This window comes from Kitasatospora sp. NPDC051164 (genome assembly GCF_044455625.1).
GTDB lineage: Bacteria > Actinomycetota > Actinomycetes > Streptomycetales > Streptomycetaceae > Kitasatospora.
In genome coordinates this window covers 21,251-41,762 of record NZ_JBITFB010000033.1, presented here as the reverse complement: position 1 = coordinate 41,762, position 20,512 = coordinate 21,251, and the positions used below count along the sequence as shown (strand labels likewise).

General features: G+C 73.6%; 18 protein-coding genes. 3 read left to right on the top strand and 15 right to left on the bottom strand.

Features of this window, described 5'->3' with window-relative positions; all coding sequences use genetic code 11:
- The first annotated feature begins 190 nt into the window (after positions 1 to 190).
- Complete coding sequence (locus tag ACIBEC_RS37380) at positions 191 to 868, top strand: bifunctional DNA primase/polymerase (protein WP_360504631.1); 678 nt, start codon at positions 191 to 193, stop codon at positions 866 to 868.
- Between the two features lie 230 nt (positions 869 to 1,098).
- Here ACIBEC_RS37380 and ftsY read toward each other — a convergent pair whose 3' ends face one another.
- The 5 genes from ftsY to ACIBEC_RS37355 all read right to left on the bottom strand — a co-directional run bounded on the left by ftsY (position 1,099) and on the right by ACIBEC_RS37355 (position 8,591).
- Entirely contained in the window at positions 1,099 to 2,334 is a 1,236-nt protein-coding gene (gene ftsY / locus ACIBEC_RS37375) for a signal recognition particle-docking protein FtsY (RefSeq protein ID WP_360504629.1), read from the bottom strand.
- A 47-nt stretch (positions 2,335 to 2,381) separates the two neighbouring features.
- A complete protein-coding gene (gene smc, locus ACIBEC_RS37370; RefSeq protein ID WP_360504628.1) occupies positions 2,382 to 5,990 on the bottom strand; it encodes a chromosome segregation protein SMC in 3,609 nt (1,202 codons plus the stop codon).
- Positions 5,991 to 6,151: 161 nt separating this feature from the next.
- Positions 6,152 to 6,355 carry a hypothetical protein gene (locus tag ACIBEC_RS37365; protein WP_360504626.1) on the bottom strand — a complete coding sequence of 68 codons (204 nt, stop codon included), beginning with the start codon at positions 6,353 to 6,355 and terminating at the stop codon, positions 6,152 to 6,154.
- Between the two features lie 426 nt (positions 6,356 to 6,781).
- Positions 6,782 to 7,081 (bottom strand): acylphosphatase, encoded by a 300-nt coding sequence (locus ACIBEC_RS37360; protein ID WP_360504624.1) that lies wholly within the window; start codon positions 7,079 to 7,081, stop codon positions 6,782 to 6,784.
- A 145-nt stretch (positions 7,082 to 7,226) separates the two neighbouring features.
- Positions 7,227 to 8,591: a hypothetical protein gene (locus ACIBEC_RS37355; RefSeq protein WP_360504622.1), complete on the bottom strand. Its 1,365-nt coding sequence runs from the start codon at positions 8,589 to 8,591 to the stop codon at positions 7,227 to 7,229.
- A gap of 305 nt (positions 8,592 to 8,896) precedes the next feature.
- On the opposite strand from ACIBEC_RS37355, the gene ACIBEC_RS37350 reads away from it, so the two are divergent.
- On the top strand, positions 8,897 to 9,820 hold the full coding sequence (locus ACIBEC_RS37350; protein ID WP_360504620.1) for a hypothetical protein: 924 nt from the start codon (positions 8,897 to 8,899) through the stop codon (positions 9,818 to 9,820).
- Positions 9,821 to 9,833: 13 nt separating this feature from the next.
- On the opposite strand, the gene mutM is transcribed toward ACIBEC_RS37350, so the two are convergent.
- From mutM to ACIBEC_RS37300, 10 genes are all read right to left on the bottom strand, one after another.
- Positions 9,834 to 10,712 (bottom strand): bifunctional DNA-formamidopyrimidine glycosylase/DNA-(apurinic or apyrimidinic site) lyase, encoded by an 879-nt coding sequence (gene mutM, locus ACIBEC_RS37345; protein WP_360504618.1) that lies wholly within the window; start codon positions 10,710 to 10,712, stop codon positions 9,834 to 9,836.
- 50 nt (positions 10,713 to 10,762) lie between these two features.
- Positions 10,763 to 11,554, bottom strand: coding sequence for a ribonuclease III (gene rnc / locus ACIBEC_RS37340; protein WP_189923506.1), 792 nt, complete (start codon positions 11,552 to 11,554; stop codon positions 10,763 to 10,765).
- A gap of 20 nt (positions 11,555 to 11,574) precedes the next feature.
- Positions 11,575 to 11,748: a 50S ribosomal protein L32 gene (gene rpmF, locus ACIBEC_RS37335; protein ID WP_350641993.1), complete on the bottom strand. Its 174-nt coding sequence runs from the start codon at positions 11,746 to 11,748 to the stop codon at positions 11,575 to 11,577.
- Between the two features lie 2 nt (positions 11,749 to 11,750).
- On the bottom strand, positions 11,751 to 12,437 hold the full coding sequence (locus ACIBEC_RS37330) for a YceD family protein (RefSeq protein WP_360504616.1): 687 nt from the start codon (positions 12,435 to 12,437) through the stop codon (positions 11,751 to 11,753).
- Between the two features lie 143 nt (positions 12,438 to 12,580).
- On the bottom strand, positions 12,581 to 13,753 hold the full coding sequence (locus tag ACIBEC_RS37325) for an ATP synthase F0 subunit B (RefSeq protein ID WP_360504614.1): 1,173 nt from the start codon (positions 13,751 to 13,753) through the stop codon (positions 12,581 to 12,583).
- A 188-nt stretch (positions 13,754 to 13,941) separates the two neighbouring features.
- Positions 13,942 to 14,433: a pantetheine-phosphate adenylyltransferase gene (coaD, locus tag ACIBEC_RS37320; RefSeq protein WP_360504612.1), complete on the bottom strand. Its 492-nt coding sequence runs from the start codon at positions 14,431 to 14,433 to the stop codon at positions 13,942 to 13,944.
- A 50-nt stretch (positions 14,434 to 14,483) separates the two neighbouring features.
- Positions 14,484 to 15,065 carry a 16S rRNA (guanine(966)-N(2))-methyltransferase RsmD gene (gene rsmD / locus ACIBEC_RS37315; protein WP_360504610.1) on the bottom strand — a complete coding sequence of 194 codons (582 nt, stop codon included), beginning with the start codon at positions 15,063 to 15,065 and terminating at the stop codon, positions 14,484 to 14,486.
- Positions 15,066 to 15,275: 210 nt separating this feature from the next.
- A complete protein-coding gene (locus ACIBEC_RS37310) occupies positions 15,276 to 15,809 on the bottom strand; it encodes a hypothetical protein (protein ID WP_360504608.1) in 534 nt (177 codons plus the stop codon).
- A gap of 103 nt (positions 15,810 to 15,912) precedes the next feature.
- The gene (recG, locus tag ACIBEC_RS37305) at positions 15,913 to 18,129 is read right to left on the bottom strand and encodes an ATP-dependent DNA helicase RecG (protein ID WP_360504606.1); all 2,217 of its coding nucleotides are present in this window, start codon (positions 18,127 to 18,129) and stop codon (positions 15,913 to 15,915) included.
- A gap of 39 nt (positions 18,130 to 18,168) precedes the next feature.
- Positions 18,169 to 19,800, bottom strand: a complete 1,632-nt coding sequence (locus ACIBEC_RS37300; RefSeq protein WP_360504605.1) for a DAK2 domain-containing protein — start codon at positions 19,798 to 19,800, stop codon at positions 18,169 to 18,171.
- A 300-nt stretch (positions 19,801 to 20,100) separates the two neighbouring features.
- On the opposite strand from ACIBEC_RS37300, the gene rpmB reads away from it, so the two are divergent.
- Complete coding sequence (gene rpmB, locus ACIBEC_RS37295; protein WP_014138233.1) at positions 20,101 to 20,286, top strand: 50S ribosomal protein L28; 186 nt, start codon at positions 20,101 to 20,103, stop codon at positions 20,284 to 20,286.
- Positions 20,287 to 20,512 lie beyond the last annotated feature (226 nt).

Genomic DNA, 20,512 nt, shown 5'->3' with positions numbered 1-20,512 from the left:
GGCAACAGTTTCGCGCACCCGACGATCCGGCATCCGCGTCGCCCTCGCAAGGCGGCGCCCGAGGCGCACCATCGGAACAGGCGCACACCACGCGCCGCGCGCCGCCACCGCACTACGCACCACACACCTGACAATCGACACACAGTCACCATCCCGTAACCATCGGCAACGAGAACCTGTTGGGGGAGGCATGGACAACCTGTTCGGCGAACTTCGACTGGGGCACCTGCGGCTGGCACCGCTGGGCGCGCGCCGCCGCACCAAGGTCACCGCGTCCCGGGCCGCCGCGGAGTACACCGGCCGCTGGGGCTGGGCGGTCGCCACCGGCGCCCCGGCCACTGGCGCCACCGCCCCGACCCGCTGTCCCTGCGGCGCCGGCCGCTGCGCCGCGCCCGGCCTGCACCCCGTGCCGGGCTGCGAGGGCCGGGCCCATGCCGACCGCGCCGAGGGCTCGGTGCTGTTCCCCACCGGTCGCGCCTTCGACGTCCTGGACGTCCCCGAGCAGGCCGGCCTGCAGGCACTGGTCCGGCTGGAGCGCATGGGCACCCAGGTCGGCCCGGTGCTCGCTGCCCCCACCGGCCGGCTGCAGTTCCTGGTCGCTGCCGGCACCGCCCGCCGCCTGCCCGACCTGCTGTACCGGATGGGCTGGGACGACGCCGCGCTCGACCTCACCTGCCACGGCGAGGGCAGCTACGTCGCCGCCCCGCCCACCGTCCTCGGCGCCCTCGGCCCGGTCCGCTGGCTGCGCCGCCCCACCCGCGACAACGCCGGCTGCCCGCCCGAGGCCCGGCTGCTGCTCGGCACCCTCGCCTACGCCTGTCACCGCGGCCGCGAGCGCACCGCCGAGCCCGCCTGGGCGGCTTCGTAACTCGCCCTCGCGCCCTCTCGCCCCCGAGCCCTCTCGTCCCCGAGCCGAAGGGGCGCGGGCGGTGATCCGCGCGAGCCCGCCCGGATCCGGGCATACGGAAGGGCCCGCCCCGAGCGGAGCGGACCCTTCGAGCCAAGCCTTCCAGCGAAGCCTTCGAAGCCAAGCCTTCGAAGCCAAGCGGTCGAGCGGACCTTTCGTACGAGTGGCCTGCGGGAGACCGGCGGGGAGTCTCAGTCCCCGATCAACGCGTCCACGAACGCACCCGGCTCGAACGGCGCCAGGTCGTCCGCGCCCTCGCCCAGACCGATCAGCTTGACCGGCACGCCCAGGTCCCGCTGGACCGCGACCACGATGCCGCCCTTGGCGGTGCCGTCCAGCTTGGTCAGCACGATGCCGGTGATGTCGACCACCTCGGCGAACACCCGGGCCTGGATCAGGCCGTTCTGGCCGGTGGTGGCGTCCAGCACCAGTAGCACCTCGTCCACCGGGCCGTGCTTCTCGACGACCCGCTTGACCTTGCCCAGCTCGTCCATCAGGCCGGTCTTGGTGTGCAGTCGGCCGGCGGTGTCGATCAGGACGGTGTCCACGCCCTCGGCGATGCCCTCCTTGACCGCGTCGAAGGCGATCGAGGCCGGGTCCCCGCCCTCCGGGCCGCGCACGGTGCGCGCACCGACCCGCTCGCCCCAGGTCTGCAGCTGGTCCGCGGCGGCGGCGCGGAAGGTGTCGGCGGCGCCGAGCACCACCCTGCGGCCGTCGGCGACCAGGACGCGGGCCAGCTTGCCGGTGGTGGTGGTCTTGCCGACGCCGTTGACGCCGACGACCAGGACCACCGCCGGGCCCTCCTCGTGCTTGGTGGAGCGGACGGTGCGGTCGGAGTCCTTGCCGATCAGCTCGACCAGCTCCTCGCGCAGCAGCGTGCGCAGCTCCCCGGGCGTACGGGTGCCGAGCACCTTCACCCGGGTGCGCAGCCGCTCGACCAGCTCCTGGGTGGGGGCGACGCCGACGTCGGCGGTGAGCAGGGTCTCCTCGATCTCCTCCCAGGTGTCCTCGTCCAGGTGCTCCCGGGAGAGCAGCGAGAGCAGGCCCTTGCCGAGCGAGTTCTGCGAGCGGGAGAGCCGCGAGCGCAGCCGGACCAGCCGGCCGGCGGTGGGCTCGGGGACCTCGACGGCGGGAACCGCCTCGGCCTCGGCGGGCGCGACCTCGACGGCCTCCGGGGCCTCGGGGGCCTCGGGGGCCTCGGGCTCCGCCGGGAGTTGCACCTCCTCGACGGTGCGGCGGGGTTCCTCGGTCGGCGGCGCGGACTCCTCGCCGACCTGGGGCTCCTGCGGGGTGGGCTTCGGCGCCGTGATGACCGGCGCCTGCGACTTCGGAGGCAGCTGCTGGCGTCGTCTGCCGGAAACGACGAGGCCTGCGATCGCGCCGACGGCGACCACGGCGATGACAACGGCAAGAATCACGTATCCCATAACGGCTCCAGTATCCGTGACAGGAGCCCGGATGGACCGCAGCCGCCCTACACCGATGCGGCGCGTACCGCCTTCGGCCGCTCCCGGTGCTCCGCGCGCAGCCGCTGGCTGATCACCTGCGAGATGCCGTCGCCCTTCATCGTCACGCCGTAGAGCGCGTCGGCGGACTCCATGGTCAGCTTCTGGTGGGTGATCACGATCAGCTGGGAGCTCTCCCGCAGCTCCTCCATGATCCCGACCAGCCGGCGCAGGTTGGTCTCGTCCAGCGCCGCCTCCACCTCGTCCATCACGTAGAACGGGCTGGGCCGGGCCTTGAAGATCGCCACCAACAGCGCCACCGCGGTCAGCGAGCGCTCGCCGCCGGACAGCAGCGACAGCCGCTTGACCTTCTTGCCCGGCGGGCGGGCCTCCACTTCCACCCCGGTGGCGAGCATGTCGTTCGGGTCGGTCAGCACCAGTCGGCCTTCCCCTCCGGGGAAGAGCCGGGCGAAGACGCCCTCGAACTGGGCGGCGGTGTCGTGGTACGCCGAAGTGAACAGCTGTTCGACCCGCTGGTCCACGTCCCGGACGATGTCCAGCAGGTCGCGCCGCCCGCGCTTGAGGTCGTCCAGCTGCTCGCCGAGGAACCTGTGCCGTTCCTCCAGCGCGGTGAACTCCTCCAGCGCCAGCGGGTTGACCTTGCCGAGCTGCTGGTACGCCTTCTCCGCGGCCTTCAGCCGCTTCTCCTGCTCGGCCCGGACGTACGGGTACGGCTCCCCCGGCCCCCTGCCCTCCTCCGGCGCAGCGGGCGGGACGAGCCGGTCCGGTCCGTACGCGGCGAGCAGCTCGCCGCCGTCGATGCCGAACTCCTCCAGCGCGCGGGACTCCAGCTGCTCGATCCGCAGCCGTTTCTCCGCCCGCAGCACCTCGTCCCGGTGCCCGGCGTCGACCAGCTTGTCCAGCTCCTCCTTGAGGCCGCGGCCGTGCTCGCGGTGCTCCCGCAGCTCCTCCTCGCGCTCGGCGCGCGCCTGTTCGACGGCCGCCCGCCCGGCGTCCGCGCGGGCCAGCGACACCTCCAGGCAGGCCAGCAGCTGCCGGGCGCCCGCCACGACGGCGTTCGCCACCCCGGCGTCGTGCTCGGCCCGGCGGCGGCGCTCGGCCGCCCGGGCGCGCGCTTCGCGCTCGGCGTGGGCGGCCCGGTCCAGCTGGTCCGCCCGCCCGGTCAGCGCCCGGACCCGCTCCTCGTGGGTGCGCACCGCGAGCCGGGCCTCCAGCTCGGCCTGCCGGGCGGCGCTCGCGGCCTCCGCCAGCCGCTGCTGCTCGGCGGTGTCCGGCTCGTCCTCCCCCGCGTCCGCCGACTCCTCGGCCGCGGCCAGGCGCTGCGCCGCCTCCTCGGCCGCGGCCGGCAGATCGGCCAGGCCCTGCTCGGCCCGCGCGGCGGCGGCGGACAGCCGTTCGGCCTCCCCGGCGGCGGCGCGGGCCTGCCCGGCGAGGCGGCCGAGCGCTCCCGCGACCCGGGCCCGCTCCTTCTCCGCCTGCCGCCGCAGCTCGCCGAGCCGCTCGAGCTCGGCCGCCGACTCCCGGCGCCGTTCGGTGAGTTCGGCCAACAGCTCGGCCGACTCGGCGCAGCGGGCGGTGAGTTGCCCGATCGCCCGGGCCGCCTCGGCCACGGCCGCCTGGGTCTCCAGCAGGCTCGGCGCGCCGCCGGAGCCGCCGTGCGCGAAGCCGGCGGCCAGCCGGTCGCCATCGGCGGTGACAGCGGTCAATCCGGGGTGCCCGGCGGACGGTCCGGGGCACGTCGTGACCAGCCGCAGCGCCGCGTCCAGGTCCGCGACCACCGCCACCCCGGCCAGCAGCCGCCGTACGGCGGCGAGCAACTCGGCCGGGCCGTCCACCAGTTCGGTGGCCCAGCGCGCCCCGTCCGGCAACTCCCCCGGCTCGTGCGGCACTTCGGCCGCACCGGCGATCAGCAGCGCGGCCCGCCCGGCGTCGTCCGCCCGCAGCAGCCGCAGCGCTCGGGCGGCGGCGGACGGCGAGTCGACGGCCACCGCGTCGGCCGCGGCGCCGAGCGCCGCCGCCACCGGCACCTCGTACCCGGGCTCGATCCGCAGCAGGGCGGCCGCCGGGCCGAGCAGCCCGCCCAGCCGTTCGCCTGCCGCCAGCAGCGCGCCGGTGCCGTCCTTGCGGCGCAGCCCGAGCGAGAGCGCCTCGTGCCGCGCGGTGAGCCCGGCCCGCTCGCGCTCGGCGGCGCCGGCCGCCTCCCGGGCGGCGGCGAGTTCCCGTTCGACGGCGGCCAGCCCCTCGCGTGCCTCCCGGTACCCGGCCTCGGCCTGTTCGTCGTCCCCGGCCGCACCGTCCACCTGGTGCTGGAGGTCGTCGAGCTCGCCCTGCGCGGCCTCGGCGCGCAGCAGCGCCTCGTCCCTGGCCTCGGCGAGCCGGCCGATCTCGGCCTGGGCCGCGGCGGCCTTGGAGCGGGCGGCGGCGGCCTGCCCCTGCAGCCGGGCCAGGCCCTCCCGGCGGTCGGCGATGGCCCGGGCGGCGTCCCGCAGCCGGCGGTCCTCGGCGGTCAGTTCCCGTTCCAGTTCGCCCTTGCGCTCGACCGCCTCGGCGAGCGCGTACTGCGCTTGCTCCAGTGCCTCGGTCAGCGCGGCCTCGTCCTCGCGGACCCGCTCGGCCTCCTGTTCCAGCTCCTCGGGGTCGCGTCCGCGCCGCTCGTCGACCCGGCCGCCGGCGGCGGCGTGTCGGGCGCGGGCCTCGGCCAGCCCGATGGTGCCGCGGGTGCGTTCGGCGAGTGCGGAGAGCCGGTACCAGGTCTGCCGGGCGGCCTCCAGGCTCGGTCCGAGCTGCTGGACCTGGGCCTCCAGGACGCGTTCGCGCTGCACCGCGCGGGCCAGCTCCTGCTCGACGGTGGTCCGGCGCAGCCGCAGCGCCAGTTCGTCCGCGACCTCGGCCTCGACGGCCCGGCGGAGGGTGGACAGGTCGTCGGCGAGCAGCCGCAGCCGGGCGTCGCGCAGGTCGGCCTGGATTCCGGCGGCCCGGCGGGCGATCCGGGCCTGTCGGCCGAGCGGTCCGAGTTGGCGGCGCAGCTCGGCCACCAGGTCCTGGACCCGGTTGAGGTTGGCCTGCATCGCGTCCAGTTTCCGCAGCGCCTTCTCCTTGCGCTTGCGGTGCTTGAGGACGCCGGCCGCCTCCTCGATGAAGGCGCGTCGGCCCATCGGGTCGGCGTGCAGGACGGAGTCCAGCTGTCCCTGTCCGACGATGACGTGCATCTCGCGGCCGATGCCGGAGTCGGAGAGCAGTTCCTGGATGTCCAGCAGGCGGCAGGTCTCCCCGTTGAGGGCGTACTCGCTGCCGCCGTTGCGGAACATGGTCCGGGTGATGGTCACCTCGGAGTAGTCGATCGGCAGGGCGCCGTCGCTGTTGTCGATGGTGAGGCTGACCTCGGCGCGGCCGAGCGGTGCGCGCCCGCTCGTCCCGGCGAAGATGACGTCCTCCATCTTGCCGCCGCGCAGCGACTTGACCCCCTGCTCGCCCATCACCCAGGACAGCGCGTCGACCACGTTCGACTTGCCGGAGCCGTTCGGGCCGACGACGCAGGTGATGCCCGGCTCGAAGCGCAGGGTGGTGCTGGAGGCGAAGGACTTGAACCCGCGCAGCGTCAGACTCTTCAGGTGCACGCGGCCGGTCTCCTCGTCGCTCGCCAGGGCCCCCAGCGTGCGACTGTATCCGGCGCCGGACACGACGAAGGGACGCCACATCAGGGCGTCCCTTGCAAGCTGCGTCCCTTTCGGGGCGGCTCAGTGCACAGCGGCGTCGATCTGCGAGGACCGGGCGGGACTCAGGTGAGGGCCGGCTCCCGCTGATCCAGATCGATGCTGTTGAGCAGCGAGTGCTCGTCAGCGACAGCGGTGAGAGCGTCGTTCTCAGCCTGCATCCGAAGGAGCTCGTCTTCGAGGTCCTGGACGCGCTGCTGAAGCCGCCGCATCTCGGAGAGCATTCGCGGGTCGGGGCCGCCGACGTACCCGAGAAGCGCCTTTGCCATGATGTATGGTCCTCCACGCTGAGTGACCGAACCGGAACGGTCCAGGTCTAGGGGGAAGGGGGACGCACGCGCGGCGCGTCACCGGAAGTGCTGGCTGGGCACTTCGGCACACGCACTGTGAGCTGGGCTCACGAGGGCATGCGCCTGCCGGGAAAACGCGGTCGTGTGCGCGGGTTTCCAGCGTCTCACCAAAGACGGAAAGGGTCAACACGATCACCGCACGCTACCGCGCCCCTGTCACCTGCCCGGCGGTGTGGTCACGCCTGGGGGGTCGTCGGGACGGGGTCCACCACGTGCTCGTGGATCATCGTTCGATGCGGAGTCAACCACGAGTCTGCCCGGATGGCAACCTCGTGACACCGACCGTTCCGGATCTTTTCCCGGTGGACCCGGCGGCGGGCCCGCGGCGGGCCCCCGGGCGGCGGCTCAGCGGATCTCGAAACCCTCGTAACCAGGGCCGACGGCCGTCCAGATCTCGGTCACGCCGCTGACGTTCCCCGGGGTTCCGGGGCCGCGCAGCAGGGCCAGCAGCTGCTCGCAGTCCGCCGCGAGTCCCTCGGCGACCACCTGCACCCGGCCGTCGCCGAGGTTGCTCGCGTAGCCGGTCAGGCCGACCTCCAGCGCCCGTGCCCTGGTCCACCAGCGGAACCCGACCTGCTGGACCTTCCCCCGGACCCAGGCGGTGACCCGGACCGGTTCCTCACTGTGGGCGTCGCGACCGTGCATGCCCCGACCCTAGCCGCCCGCGCGCCCGGTCACCGCTCGGGTCCGGGGCCCGGGGCCGTGCACGGGAGCGGCCCCGCCGGAGGAACCGGCGGGGCCGCGTGGAGTCGTGGGGAGTCGCGGGGCGATCGAACGCTCGGGCCTGGGGCTACCAGTCCCCGCCACCGCCGAAGTCGCCACCACCGCCGAAGTCGCCACCGCCACCGGAGTCGCCGCCGAAGCCGCCGAAGTCGCCGCCGTTGAAGTCGCCGCCGGTGTAGTCGCCACCGTCGTACTGGTCCTGGTAGCCGTGCTGGTGGCCGCCGTCCATCATGGGCGCCGCGTAGGCCGGGGTGCTCATCATCGAGCCGAGCATGGTGCCGACCAGCAGGCCCGGCAGCAGGCCGCCGCCGAAGCTGCTGTAGTAGCCGCCCGCGTACGGGGCGTACGCGGGGCCGGCGTTCCAGTACGGCTGCGGGCCGTGCTCGGTGTCCACGGTGCGGACGGCCGGGTCGAGGCCGGCCGCCACCCGGTCCGCGTCGGCCTGGCAGACCGGGACGGAGCGGGCGGAGCCGCCGGCCGGGGCCCAGTCGACGTCCTTCACGGACGGGCCGTGGCGCGGGTCCATGAAGCACGGGGGACGGCGCTCGGGCAGCGGGCGGTTCTCCCGCCGGGCGCTCAGGGTGGCCAGCGCGAACCGGCCGTCCTCGATCGCCTCGGTGACCTGCTTGACGTCCTCGGGCCGCTTGGCCTCGTCCATCAGGCGCTTGGACTTCTCGTACGAGTCCAGGGCGTGGGCGTAGTCGGCGCGCTGGGCGTCGTCGGCGTCCCCCGCGCGCGGGTTGAAGTCGAGCCGGTCCAGCTCCTCACCGAACGCGGTGATGTCCTCGTCCACCACCCGGCGCAGCTGCTCCAGCTCGGCCCGGGCCTTCTCCTCCTTGCGCTTCTTGGCGCGGCGGAAGAGGAGGAAGACCCCGGCGCCGGCCAGGGCCACCAGCACGAGCGGGATGACCACCCAGGCGATCGAGGTGCTGTGGTTGACGCCCTGGCCCTTGGTCTGCGGGGCCGCCTGGTCGACGAAGTCGTTCAGGGTGGCGTCGATGTCGCCGTCGTGGGAGCGGAAGGCCGCGCCGGAGATCCGCTCCGGGATGCCGGCGCCCATCGCGCCGCGGTCCGCGTGGGCCAGGAACTGGTTGCCGCGCCAGATCCCGTAGACCCCGTCGATGCCGACCAGGGTGCGCAGGTCCTTGAAGACGGTGTCCTTGCCGTAGGCCGGCGAGTCGGGGACGACCGCGATGAAGATCGGCTTGTCGGCCTTGTCGATCTTCTTGGTCAGGGCGTCTGCCTGGGCCTGGCTGAAGCGGCTGGTCATCGCCGGGTCGACGTAGACCTTGCCCTTCTTCAGGGTGCCGGAGGCGTCGCTCAGCCCGCCCGCGGCCGAGGCCGCCGGCGCCAACAGGAGCAGCAGCCCGAGCAGCGCCGCCACCAGGGCAAGCGGCCCGGCGCCCCGGGAACGTCGTGCAAGGGTTCTCATGCCCCCGACGCTACCGCGAGTGGCGTCGGAGCACGCCATACCCTTCGCATACTGGTAATAGCGGGGGTCCCCGCCGTCCGCCGGGGCCGCTCCCCTTCTCGGGGATGATGTTTCCCCCAGCCGACCCTGATGCGGGTGGCACGTGGGAACCGCAGGAGGCGCCCGGGCGTACGTCCCGGCGGGTCCGGCCCGATTCCGGGTCGCCCGAGGGGGCGTGCCGACCGTACCGCGTGAACGGGCATAGTGGGTCCCGGACCGTCGGTCCCATTACCCGTTCTTGACCCAACTCCCGATCGGAGCACTCGGTGATCATCGGCCTCGTCACCGCCGTGGCGGCATCCGCCTGCTACGGCACCGGCTCGGTCCTGCAGGCCGTCGGATCCCGCCGTTCCGCCCGGGAGGAGGCCGCCAAGGGCGCTACCACCTCGACGACCGAGCACGGCGGGCCGAGCCTGTCCTCGACCGCGAAGGCCGCCGTCACCTGGGAGTTCATCCTCGGCACGGTGCTCGACCTGATCGGCTTCGGGCTCGGCGCGCTGGCCGCGCGGCTGCTGCCGCTGTTCCTCTCCCAGACCATCATCAGCGCCAACCTGGTGATCACCGCGCTGCTCAGCATCAAGCTGCTGGGCATCCGGCTCAAGCAGCTGGAGTGGGCCTCGATCGGCGTGCTCTGCTCGGCCCTGGTGCTGCTGGCCGTCTCGGCCGGCCCGGAGGGCGGCCACCACGCGGCGATGTCCTTCCACTGGTGGCTGCTGATCATCACCATCGTGCTGCTGGCCGGCGGCAGCCTGCTGGTGCGGCGGATGGGCGCGAGCGGCGCGATCGTCGCCGGTCTGCTCTCCGGTCTCGGCTTCGGCGCCCTGGGCGTCGGCGTGCGCATCCTGAACGGCGTCGAGCCGTTCGACCTCGGCTCGCTGCTCTCCGACCCGGCGCTGTACGCGATCCTGGTCGGCGGCCTCGGCGGCATGTACATCCACACCGTGGCGCTGCAGATCGGCTCGGTGAACGGCGCGACGGCCGCGCTGGTGGTCGGCGAGACGGTGCTGCCCGGCGCGGTCGGCGTGCTCTGGCTCGGCGACTCCTCCAAGGCCGGCCTGGGCTGGCTCGGCGTGCTCGGCTTCCTGCTCGCGGTGGTGTCCGCGGTCGGGGTCGCCTACTTCGGCCAGGACACCCACGGCACGCCCGGCGACGCGGACGCCGAGCGGCCCGAACTCGCCGGCCGGAAGTAGGGCCAGGCCCGGCTCAGCCCCCGCTGCGGGCCCGCGGCACGCGCTGGCAGCGGGGGCAGAAGTAGCTGGAGCGGTTCATCCAGGCCGCCCGCCGGATCGCGGTGCCGCAGCGGCGGCAGGGCTCGTGCTCACGGCCGTAGGCGTCCAGGTCCCGGGAGAAGTAGCCGCTCTCGCCGTTCACGTTGACGTAGAGGCTGTCGAAGCTGGTGCCGCCGACGGCGAGCGCCGAGGTCATCACGTCCCGGGCGTGGGCCAGCAGGACGGCGGCCTGCGGGCGGGTCAACGTCGTCGTCGGGCGGTCGTAGTGCAGCTTGGAGCGCCACAGCGCCTCGTCGGCGTAGATGTTGCCGACGCCGCTGATCAGCGTCTGGTCGAGCAGCGCGCGCTTGACGGTGGTGCGCCTGGCGCGCAGCGCGGCCACGAAGGCCTCGTCGTCGAAGCGCGGGTCAAGCGGGTCGCGGGCGATGTGCGCGATGGAGACGGGCGTGCCCTCCGGGTCGCCGTCCTCGGCCTCCTCGACCGCCAGGCCGCCGAAGGTCCGCTGGTCGACGAAGCGCAGTTCGCGCCCGCCGTCGGCGAAACGCAGGCGGACGCGCAGGTGCGTCTCGTCCGGCACCGACGGGTCCTGGACGAGGAGTTGGCCGCTCATCCCGAGGTGGCCGATCAGTGAGAAGCCCGCGCCGGTCCCGGACAGCGGCACCCACAGGTACTTGCCGCGCCGCTGCGCGGTGCCGAGGGTGGTGCCGGTCAGCCGGGCCGTGAAGTCGACCGCGCCGGCCGGCTGGCGGCGCACCGCGCGCGGGTGCAGCACCTGGACGTCGGCGACGGTCCGCCCGGCGACCCAGCCGGCCAGACCACGGCGGACGACCTCGACCTCGGGGAGTTCGGGCACGGGAAAACGCCTCCTGCGGAATCGATCGGCAGGAGAAGGCTACTGCGCCGTCACGCGCCGGCGGGCAGCCGGTCGGCGTACTTCTCCTTGATCGCGCGCCAGGCGCTCTCGGCGGCCTTCTGCTCGGCTTCCTTCTTCGAGCGGCCGACGCCGCTGCCGAAGTCCTCGCCGGCCACCCGGGCCGCTGCGGTGAAGGTCTTCTCGTGGTCCGGACCGGACTCCATGACCACGTACTCGGGAACCCCGATGCCCACCGAGGCGGTGAGCTCCTGGAGGCTGGTCTTCCAGTCCAGTCCCGCGCCCAGCTGAGAGGACTCCTCGATCAGCGGGTCGAACAGCCGGTGGACGAACTCGGTGGCCGCGTCCAGACCCTGGTCCAGGTAGACGGCGCCGATCACGGCCTCGACGGTGTCGGCGAGGATCGACGACTTGTCGCGGCCGCCGGTGCCCTCCTCGCCCTTGCCGAGCCGGATGAACGTGCCGAGCTCAAGGCCCCGGCCGACGTCCGCGAGCGCGCGGGAGTTGACCACCGCGGCGCGCAGCTTGGCGAGCGTGCCCTCCGGGACGTCCGGGTGGACGCGGTAGAGGGTGTCGGTCACCACCAGGCCCAGCACCGAGTCGCCGAGGAACTCCAGGCGCTCGTTGGTGGGCAGACCCCCGTTCTCGTACGCGTACGAGCGGTGGGTCAGGGCACGTACCAGAAGGGCGCGCTCGAGCGTGTACCCGAGGCGCCCTTCCAGGACGTCGTATTCGGTCGAAGCCGGCCCGCCGGCCTTGCCACCGCCTGAAGAGGAACCCTTCGGGGCGGCGGACGCCTTGCGGGTGGAGTTACCGTCCGACATCGATCCGTGCACCCCGCCGATCAGACCGAGAGGACCTGGCGACGGTTGTACGTGCCGCAGCTCGGGCACGCGAGGTGGCCCAGCTTCGGCTCGTGGCAGCGGTCGCACGCCACGAGGGCCGGAACGACGGCCTTCCAGTTGGACCGACGGTGGCGCGTGTTGCTGCGCGACATCTTCCGCTTCGGAACAGCCACGGCTACTTCTCCTGGTTCTCGGCGAGACCCTCACGGGTACCGCTGTTCTTAGTTCCCCGCCGCCCGTTAGCGACTTCGCCGCGGGCCTCGTCGCCGGGGGTGGCGGAGAGTCCCTGCAGTGCCGCCCACCGGGGGTCGACGGCGTCGTGGTGGTGCGCCGGGTCGTCGCTCAGGCGCGCTCCGCATTCGGAGCACAGGCCCAGGCAGTCTTCCTGGCACACCGGCTGCAACGGCAGTGCGAGCACCACCGCGTCACGCAGCACCGGCCGGAGGTCGAAGTAATCGCCCTCCAGACGGTAAGTCTCGTTCTCCGAGTCCTCTTCGAGGTCCTCGGTCCCCGTGGTCCGGGCGCGATGGCGCTCGTCGGACTCCGGGTAGTAGTACAGCTCCTGGAACTCCACGTCGATGTCGAAGTCGACGGGCTCCAGGCACCGCACGCACTCGCCCTCGACGTGGGCCTCGGCGGTGCCGGTGACCAGCACGCCCTCGACCACGGACTCCAGGCGGAGCTCCAGCTCGATCGGGCTCTTCTCCGGAACGCCGATCACATCGATGATCCCGAAGCCCTCGGGGGCCTCCAGGGTGCGGGTCACCTTGCGCATCCCACCGGCGCGACGACCCAGCTCGTGCGTGTCGAACACGAGGGGGTCGCGGTGGTCGAGGCGGTTCACGGTGTCCTGCACTTCCATGGGGATGATCGATGCGTCTCCGTCACGTCGGCGTCGCGAGGGCAAGCCGACAGCCGGACATGGGGATGCCGGAGTGGTCAGACTACCGGAGTCTCCCGTCAGGCCCAACTTCGGTCCCGTCAGGAGACTCCGCGGTGGTCCGCTCAGCGGCCGCCGAGCTCCCTCAGCCTGGTCATGTCGATCATGCTGGTGTCGAAGAAGCTGGTCTCGTCCAGGCCCTGCTGCTGTTGCGGCACGGCGGGCGGCAGCGCCGGCGGCGCTGCGGGCTGCTGCGGGTAGTTGTAGCCGTCGTACGGCTGCGTGCCGTAGCCCTGCTGCTGGTAGCCGTAGCCGTCCTGATGCTGGGCCGGGTAGCCCTGCTGCTGCTGGTAGCCGCCGGCCTGCTGCTGGCCCCACTGGGTGTTGTACGGGTCGCCCTGCCCGGCCGGGTCGAAGCCGCCGCCGTACACCTCGGCGTACTGCCCGCCGGGCTGCTGGGTGGCCGCGTACCGGTCGGTCCCCTGGTCCTGCCAGCCGGCCGCGGCCGGTGCCTGCTCGGGCCAGGTCTGCTGCTGCGGGACGTCCTCGCGGTACCAGGCGATGTCCGCGCCGTCGGCGTCGCCGGCGAAGCCCGCCGCCACCGCCTCGGCCCGCTCCTTGGCCTGCTGCGCCTCGTCGGCGGCGGCCAGGTAGGCGCCCAGCTCGTCGATGGGCCGCTTGCCGAGGAGCTTGTCGCGCCCCTTGCCGACGGCCTCCAGGGTGGCGCTCAGCACGTTCTCCAGCGTGGCGAGCTTCACATCGACGTACTCGTCCACCTCGGGGCTCGGGCTGATCCGCTGCGGCCGGAACTCCTCGCCGTCGCCGTCGCCCTCGTGCTCGCTCTCGAGGACACCGGCGTCGCCGCGCAGCTTGGTGCGGCCGCGGCCGACCGCGCCGAGCGTCTTGGTCAGCACGACCTCGAAGTTGGCGAGCTTGCTGTCCACGTAGTCGTCGGCCTCGGCCCGCTTGGCCTCCACCTCGGTACGCGCCTCGGCGACGATCCGGTCCGCCTGGGACTGGGCCTGGCGGACCACCTCGGTGTCCGAGATCAGCGAGCCGCGCTCGGAGTGCGCCCCCTGGATGATCCGCTCGGCCTCGGCCTGCGCGCCTGCCACCACCTGCTCGTGGTCGGCCATCATCGACTGGGCCTGGGCGAGTTCGGCGGGCAGGGCCGCCTTGAGGTCGTTGAGCAGGCCGATCAGCTCGGCCCGGTTCACCACGCAGGAGGCCGACATCGGCATCGAGCGGGCGTTCTCGACCGCCGCCACGATCTCGTCGACCTTGTTCTGCACGTCCACGGGGGCTTCGTCTTTCCGTGTGCCGCCGACGGTCCGGCGGAGGCAGGCCCGACGCGGTGAACCTCACCGCAGGGCAGGGATACAGACTGTACGGCCACCGCGGGGCAGGGTCACAACGCCCGAACCGAACCGGCCTCCCGCCCATCGGACAAGGCGTGACGAACCGGCAGAAAAGGACAAGCTGCCGACTACTGCTCGGCCTTGCGCTCCGCGATCCGCTCGACCAGCCGGCCGTGCACCGTCTCGGGCAGCAGGTGGGAGACGTCGCCGCCGTACGACGCGACCTCCTTGACCAGCGTGGAGGAGAGGAAGCTGTACGTCGGCGAGGTCGGCAGGAACAGCGTCTCGACGCCGGTCAGCCCGTGGTTCATCTGGGCCATCTGCAGCTCGTAGTCGAAGTCGCTGACGGCGCGCAGGCCCTTGACGATCGCCGGGATGCCGCGCTCCCGGCAGAAGTCCACCAGTAGGCCGAGGTGCGACTCGACCACGATGTTGCCGTACTTGGCGGTGGTCTCCTCGATGAGCTCGATCCGCTCCTCGATGGTGAACATGCCCTGCTTGTTCCGGTTGACCGCGACCGCGACATGCACCACGTCGTAGAGCTTCGAGGCCCGCTCGATGATGTCCAGGTGACCGTTGGTGATCGGGTCGAACGACCCGGGACAGACGGCTCGGCGCATGGCGTGTGTGCTCCCTCGTGGGGTGACGGCTCGTGCGGGCCCGCGGCCCGCTACTCCTGCTGGTCGGCCGCGGCGGCGGCACCGTACCAGAGCGTGCCCTCGCCGTAGCGGCGGGAGCGCAGCCCCTCGAAACCCTCGGGCCAGCCGAACTCGCCGCCACGGGTGCTGCGCTCCACGGTGACGAGTGTGTCCTCCGCGAGCCAGCCCCCGGCCAGGAGTGTGATCAGCATCTCGCGGAGTTCCTCGTCCGTCACGGCGTACGGCGGATCTAGGAACACCAGGTCGTACGGGCTCGGCGGGGGCGGGCCGGCGATCACCTGCTCCGCCTTCGCGGCCCGCACCTCGGCGCCCGGCAGGCCGATCGCGCGGACGTTCTCCCGGATCACCCGGGCCGCCTGCCCGTCCGCCTCCACCAGCAGGACGTGCTCGGCGCCGCGCGACAGCGCCTCCAGCCCGACCGCGCCCGATCCGCCGAACAGGTCCAGCATCCGGACCCCGTGCAGGGTGCCGCGCAGCGCCTCCAGGGTGGAGAACATCGCCTCGCGGGCCTTGTCGGAGGTCGGTCGGGTGCCCCGGCCGGGCGGTACGGCCAGTCGGCGGCCGCCGGCCGCCCCGGCGATCACGCGGGTCATGGTGGTGGAAGGTCCTTTCGTCGCTGCCCGACCACGCTATCCCGCCCCGAGCCGAAGGGGCGCGCCGGTGCCGAAAGGGAGAAGCGAGGGAGCGAGGCACGAGCGAGGGAGCGCCGACCGTCGGCACCGGACCCGAGCGCCCCGGAGGCGAGCGGGCGAGTCACAGCCGGGGCCCCACCGACGCGCCGGCGGGGCCCCGGGGTCAGCGCATCAGCTCGCGTCCGCCGCCGCGCCCTGGGCCGGGACGGCCGCACCGAGCAGCGCCGGCGAGGCGTAGCGGGACCAGGACAGGCAGCCGTCGGGCGGGCAGAACTCGGGGCGGCGCGGGTCGTGCCCGAGCTCGCGCAGCTTGGTCCGGACGGAGTCGGGCGTACGGCCGAAGCGGGCGGCGATCCGGGCTATGGTCTCGCCGTCGTGGAAGCGCCGGACCAGCTCCTCCTCGTGCTGCGGCACCCAGGGGGCGCCGTGGCCGGGGTACAGCTCGCGCAGCACGTCGCGGTCGGGGATGGGCTCGGAGACGTCGGCGACGATCGCCAGCGCCCGGAGCGCGCGGTTGAGCGCGATCCGCAGCGAGGCGACGTCCTCGACCGGCAGGCGGAGCTTGCCCGAGGCGAGCGGCGTGGCGGCCGCCCCCTCGCGCCAGCCGGTCAGGGTGAGGGTGACCTCGCGGTCGTCGTCGCTGGCGAGTTCGATCCGGAAGACCTTGTCGCCGAGCGGGAGCTCGTTGAGATGACGGAATGCCATGGCAGGACCCCCAAGTGTCGCGCCAGGTACGCACCTTGGGGGTGCGCCCTGAACAACTACATTCTCTCGCGGGGGTCTGACAATCCGGGGGCCCGGCCGGCCCTCAGCCCTTCTCCATGTAGGCCGCGCGGTCCTCGTCGATCAGGCTCTCCAGCGCGGTCCGCAGCTCCGGGTGGGCGGCCAGCTCCGGGTCCGCGGCGACCAGCCGGGTGGCCTCCGTCCGGGCGGTGAGGATGACCTCCTCGTCCTCCAGCACCGAGAGCACCTTCAGCGAGGACTTCACCCCGGACTGGGCCTGGCCCAGCACATCGCCCTCCCGGCGCTGTTCGAGGTCGATCCGGGACAGCTCGAAGCCGTCCAGGGTGCCCGCCACCGCGTCCAGCCGGGCCCGGGCGGGGCTGGCCGCCGGCATGTCGCTGACCAGCAGGCACAGGCCGGCCGCGCTGCCGCGCCCGACCCGGCCGCGCAGCTGGTGCAGCTGGGAGACGCCGAAGCGGTCGGCGTCCATGATGACCATCGCGGTGGAGTTGGGGACGTTGACGCCGACCTCGATGACCGTGGTGGCGACCAGGACGTCCACCTCGCCGGCCGCGAACCGGCGCATCACGTCGTCCTTGGCCTCCGGTGCGAGCCGGCCGTGCAGGATCTCCACCCGCAGCCCGGCCAGCGGGCCCTTCACCAGCATCTCGGTGGTCTCGATCACGGAGAGCGGGGGCCGCCGCTCGTCGCTCCCGGCGCCCACGTCCTCCAGGTCGTCCTCGGCGGCGGAGGCCTGGCGCTTCTTCTTCGTCTTCGGGTCGGCGGGCTCCTCGTCCCCGATCCGGGGGCAGACCACGTACGCCTGGTGGCCCTTGGCCACCTCCTCGCGGACCCGCTCCCAGGCCCGGGCCAGGAAGTTGGGCTTCTCCAGCGCCGGGACGACGTGGGTGGAGATCGGCGAGCGGCCGGCCGGCAGCTGGTCCAGGACGGAGGTCTCCAGGTCCCCGAAGACGGTCATCGCGACGGTGCGCGGGATCGGGGTGGCGGTCATCACCAGCAGGTGCGGCGGCTGCTCGCCCTTGGCGCGCAGCGCGTCCCGCTGTTCGACGCCGAAGCGGTGCTGCTCGTCGACCACGACCAGGCCGAGGTCCTGGAACCGGACCCTGTCCTCGATCAGCGCGTGGGTTCCGATGGCGATCCCGGCGTCCCCGCAGGCCATGTCCAGCAGCGCCTGGCGGCGGGCGGGGACGCCCATCGAGCCGGTCAGCAGCACCACCCGGGTGCCGAGGTCCGAGCCGCCGAGCATCCCGCCCTCGGCCAGGTCCCCCATCATCTCGACGATCGAGCGGTGGTGCTGCTGCGCGAGCACCTCGGTGGGCGCCAGCAGGACGGCCTGGCCGCCCGCGTCCACCACGGCGAGCATGGCGCGCAGCGCGACCAGGGTCTTGCCGGAGCCGACCTCGCCCTGGAGCAGCCGGTGCATCGGGTGCTCGGTCGCCAGGTCGGCGGCGATCTCGGCGGAGACCTTCTCCTGGCCCTCGGTGAGGGTGAACGGCAGCCGGGCGTCGAAGGCGTCCAGCAGGCCGCCCGCGCGGGGCTTGCGCGGCTTGGCGGGCAGCGCGGACTCGGCGGCCCGGCGCTGGGCCAGGGCGACCTGGAGGACGAAGGCCTCGTCCCAGCGCAGCCGGCTCTGGGCGCGCTCGCGGTCGGCCTGGCCGCGCGGGCGGTGGATCAGCTCCAGCGCCTCGGGCAGCGGGATCAGGTCGTGCCGCTCGCGCAGTTCGGCGGGCAGCGGTTCGCCGACATCGCCGAGGTGCTTGGTGAGGGCCGTCTCGACGCAGATCGACAGCTTCCAGCTGGGCATCTGCGCGCTGGCGCCATAAACCGGGATGAGCCGCCCGGCGAACTGCTGCGCGGCGTCCGACCCCGCTTCCTCGTCGAGGAGTTGGTAGTCGGGCGACACCAGCTGGCGGGTGCGGTTGAAGACGCCGACCTTGCCCGCGAACAGGCCCTGGGCGCCGGCCTTGAGGTCCTTCTGCCGCCAGCCCTGGTTGAAGAAGACCAGCGAGAGCCGGCTGCGGCCGTCGGTGACGACGACCTCCAGGCGGTCGCCCTTGCGGCCGCGGAACGGGATCAGGGTGACCTTCTCGATCCGGGCCAGCACGGTGACGTGCTCGTCGACCTCCAGCTCGTCCAGGCTGGTGAGCTGGCCGCGCTCGACGTAGCGGCGCGGGTAGTGGTGCAGCAGGTCCCCGACCGTGCGCAGCTTGAGGCTGTCGGCGAGCACCTTCGCGGTGCGGTCGCCGACGAGCTTGGTCAGTGGTTCATCGAGAGCGCCCATCACGGCCCTGTTTACACCACGGGACGGACAGAGCGGCGGCTACTCGACCCCGATGAGCAGCGGCGCCGACTCCTGCCCGCCGTGGAAGACCACCGCGTCCACCTCGGGCCGCCGGTGCCGCACGTGCGCGACCAGCCGTTCAGCGAGCGCCTCGTCGGTGCCCTCGCCGAGGATCAGGGTGACGAGTTCGCCGCCCGCGCCGAGCATCCGGTCCAGCACGCTCCCGCCGACCTCCTCCAGTCCGGTGCCGATCACCGCGACATCGCCGTCGATCAGCCCGAGCACGTCCCCGGCCTGGCAGACCCCGGCCATCGTCCAGGACTCCCCCTCGGCGACGGCGAGTTCGGCGTACCGGGTGGCCCCGGCGGCGGAGGTCATGGCGACCACGTCCTCGTCGAAGCGGCGGCCGCCCTCGTGCACCGCGAGCGCCGCCAGGCCCTGCACCGGCGATCGGGTGGGCAGGACGGCGATCCGGACGCCCTCCTCGCGCAGCTGGTCGGCGGCGGCCCCGGCGGCGGCCCGCAGTTCCGGGTCGTTGAGCAGCAGGACGACCTCGCGGGCGGCCGAGCGGCGCACGGCGGCCGCGAGTTCGGCGCTGGCCGGCGGGCGGTCCGGGTCGGCGTGCAGGACGACGGCGCCCGCCTGCTCGCAGAGGTCGGCCAGGCCCTCGCCGGAGACCACCGAGAGCACCGCACGGGCCCGTTCCTCGCGCTCGCCGCGCTCGGCGGCGCTGCCGGCCCGGGCGGCGGCCTCGGCGAAGTGCGTGATCCGGATCTGGTGCGGTCGCCCGGCCCCGACCCCGGCCTCCACCGCGGCGCCCGCGTCGTCGACGTGGACGTGCACGTTCCACAGGCCGTCGCCGCCGCCGATCACCAGCGAGTCGCCGAGCCCGGCGAGCCGCTCGCGCAGCGCGGGCAGCGCCTCGTCGGGGGCGTCCAGCAGGTAGATGACCTCGAAGGCGGGGTGCCCGGGCCCGGGCGGCCGCACGTGCACCTCGCAGCTCTCGACAGCCCGGACGTCCCCGCGCAGCGCGACCGGCCCCATCGGCTGCTGCCCGGCCACGGCGTCGGCGAGCGCGCCGAGGACGGCCACCAGCCCGCGCCCGCCGGCGTCCACGACGCCGTTCTCGGCCAGTACGGCGAGCTGCTCGGGGGTGTGCCGCAGCGCGTCCCGGGCGGCCCGGTACGCGGTGTCGGCGACCTGGGCGAGCCCGTCCCCGGCCCGGACGGCCTCCCGGGCGGCGACCCGGGCGACGGTCAGCAGCGTGCCCTCGACGGGCTCCGCGACGGCCTGGTAGGCCGAGTCGGCGGCCCGCTGCAGGGCGGCCCGCAGGTGTTCGGCGCCGCCGCCCTCGGCCAGCGTCTCGGCGGTGCCGCGCAGCCACTGGGCGAGGATCACGCCGGAGTTGCCCCGGGCGCCGACCAGCGCGCCGCGGGCCATCGCGCGGGCCGCGTCGGCCAGGCCGGGGGCCGGCTCGGCGGCGGGGTCGGCGAAGCGGCTCTCCACCTCGGCGGCGGCGGACTCGACGGTCAGGTAGAGGTTGGTGCCGGTGTCGCCGTCCGGGACCGGGTAGACGTTGAGCGCGTCGATCTCCTCGCGGGCCTGGCCGAGGGCGCGCAGGGCGAGCTGGCACCAGGTGCGCACGGCCGGGGCGTCGAGCGTGTGCAGCACCAGGTCTCCTCCGGATGGGACGCCGCGACGGCCTGTGGGGCGGCAACACCTTCAGGGCAGCGGCGAGGGGTGATACCGGCAGGTTATCGGGGGGCGGGGAGGGCCGTCCGGACCGGCGACCGGAGCGATCACTCGGCCGGTCATGGTAGTTTCGTGGGACGGAAGCAAGCGATGTATGCTCTTCCGGTTGCCTGGAACCGTCCAGGCTCACCCCCTTGTCCGGCCCGGTTCACGCGAGTGCTTCCGGTGGGTGAGTGGGGTTTTCGAAAGTATCTGATCTGAAGTCTTGGAGTGACTCCTGTGGCTGCCAACTGCGACGTCTGCGGCAAGGGGCCGGGCTTCGGCAACAGCATCTCCCACTCTCACCGCCGTACCCCCCGTCGTTGGAACCCCAACATCCAGACGGTGCGCGCTGTGATTGGGCGGACGCCGAAGCGGCTCAACGTCTGCACCTCGTGCATCAAGGCCGGTAAGGTCTCGCGCTGACGCGCAGACCGGCATGCCGGTCCTCCAGTGAAGCCGGTTCATCCTCGGATGGACCGGCTTCACTGTTTTTCGCGGCCGGCTACGCCGCTTTCCGGTCTCACCGGTGGTGGGGGGGGGGGCCCCGGGGCCCCCCCCCCCCCCCCGGCCCCCCCCCCCCCCCCCCCGCCCGGCCCCCCCCCCCCCCCCCCCCCCCCCCCCCCCCCCCCCCCCCCCCCCCCCCCCCGCC

What these genes read in the sequence shown, in the direction of transcription:
- recG (WP_360504606.1), bottom strand. Translation starts at nt 18,129, where the DNA reads ATGGGCGCTCTCGATGAACCACTGACCAAGCTCGTCGGCGACCGCACC.
- ACIBEC_RS37360 (WP_360504624.1), bottom strand. Translation starts at nt 7,081, where the DNA reads ATGCACGGTCGCGACGCCCACAGTGAGGAACCGGTCCGGGTCACCGCC.
- rsmD (WP_360504610.1), bottom strand. Translation starts at nt 15,065, where the DNA reads ATGACCCGCGTGATCGCCGGGGCGGCCGGCGGCCGCCGACTGGCCGTA.
- ftsY (WP_360504629.1), bottom strand. Translation starts at nt 2,334, where the DNA reads ATGGGATACGTGATTCTTGCCGTTGTCATCGCCGTGGTCGCCGTCGGC.
- ACIBEC_RS37330 (WP_360504616.1), bottom strand. Translation starts at nt 12,437, where the DNA reads ATGGAAGTGCAGGACACCGTGAACCGCCTCGACCACCGCGACCCCCTC.
- ACIBEC_RS37310 (WP_360504608.1), bottom strand. Translation starts at nt 15,809, where the DNA reads ATGGCATTCCGTCATCTCAACGAGCTCCCGCTCGGCGACAAGGTCTTC.
- ACIBEC_RS37355 (WP_360504622.1), bottom strand. Translation starts at nt 8,591, where the DNA reads ATGAGAACCCTTGCACGACGTTCCCGGGGCGCCGGGCCGCTTGCCCTG.
- ACIBEC_RS37365 (WP_360504626.1), bottom strand. Translation starts at nt 6,355, where the DNA reads ATGGCAAAGGCGCTTCTCGGGTACGTCGGCGGCCCCGACCCGCGAATG.
- rnc (WP_189923506.1), bottom strand. Translation starts at nt 11,554, where the DNA reads ATGTCGGACGGTAACTCCACCCGCAAGGCGTCCGCCGCCCCGAAGGGT.
- ACIBEC_RS37380 (WP_360504631.1), top strand. Translation starts at nt 191, where the DNA reads ATGGACAACCTGTTCGGCGAACTTCGACTGGGGCACCTGCGGCTGGCA.
- coaD (WP_360504612.1), bottom strand. Translation starts at nt 14,433, where the DNA reads ATGCGCCGAGCCGTCTGTCCCGGGTCGTTCGACCCGATCACCAACGGT.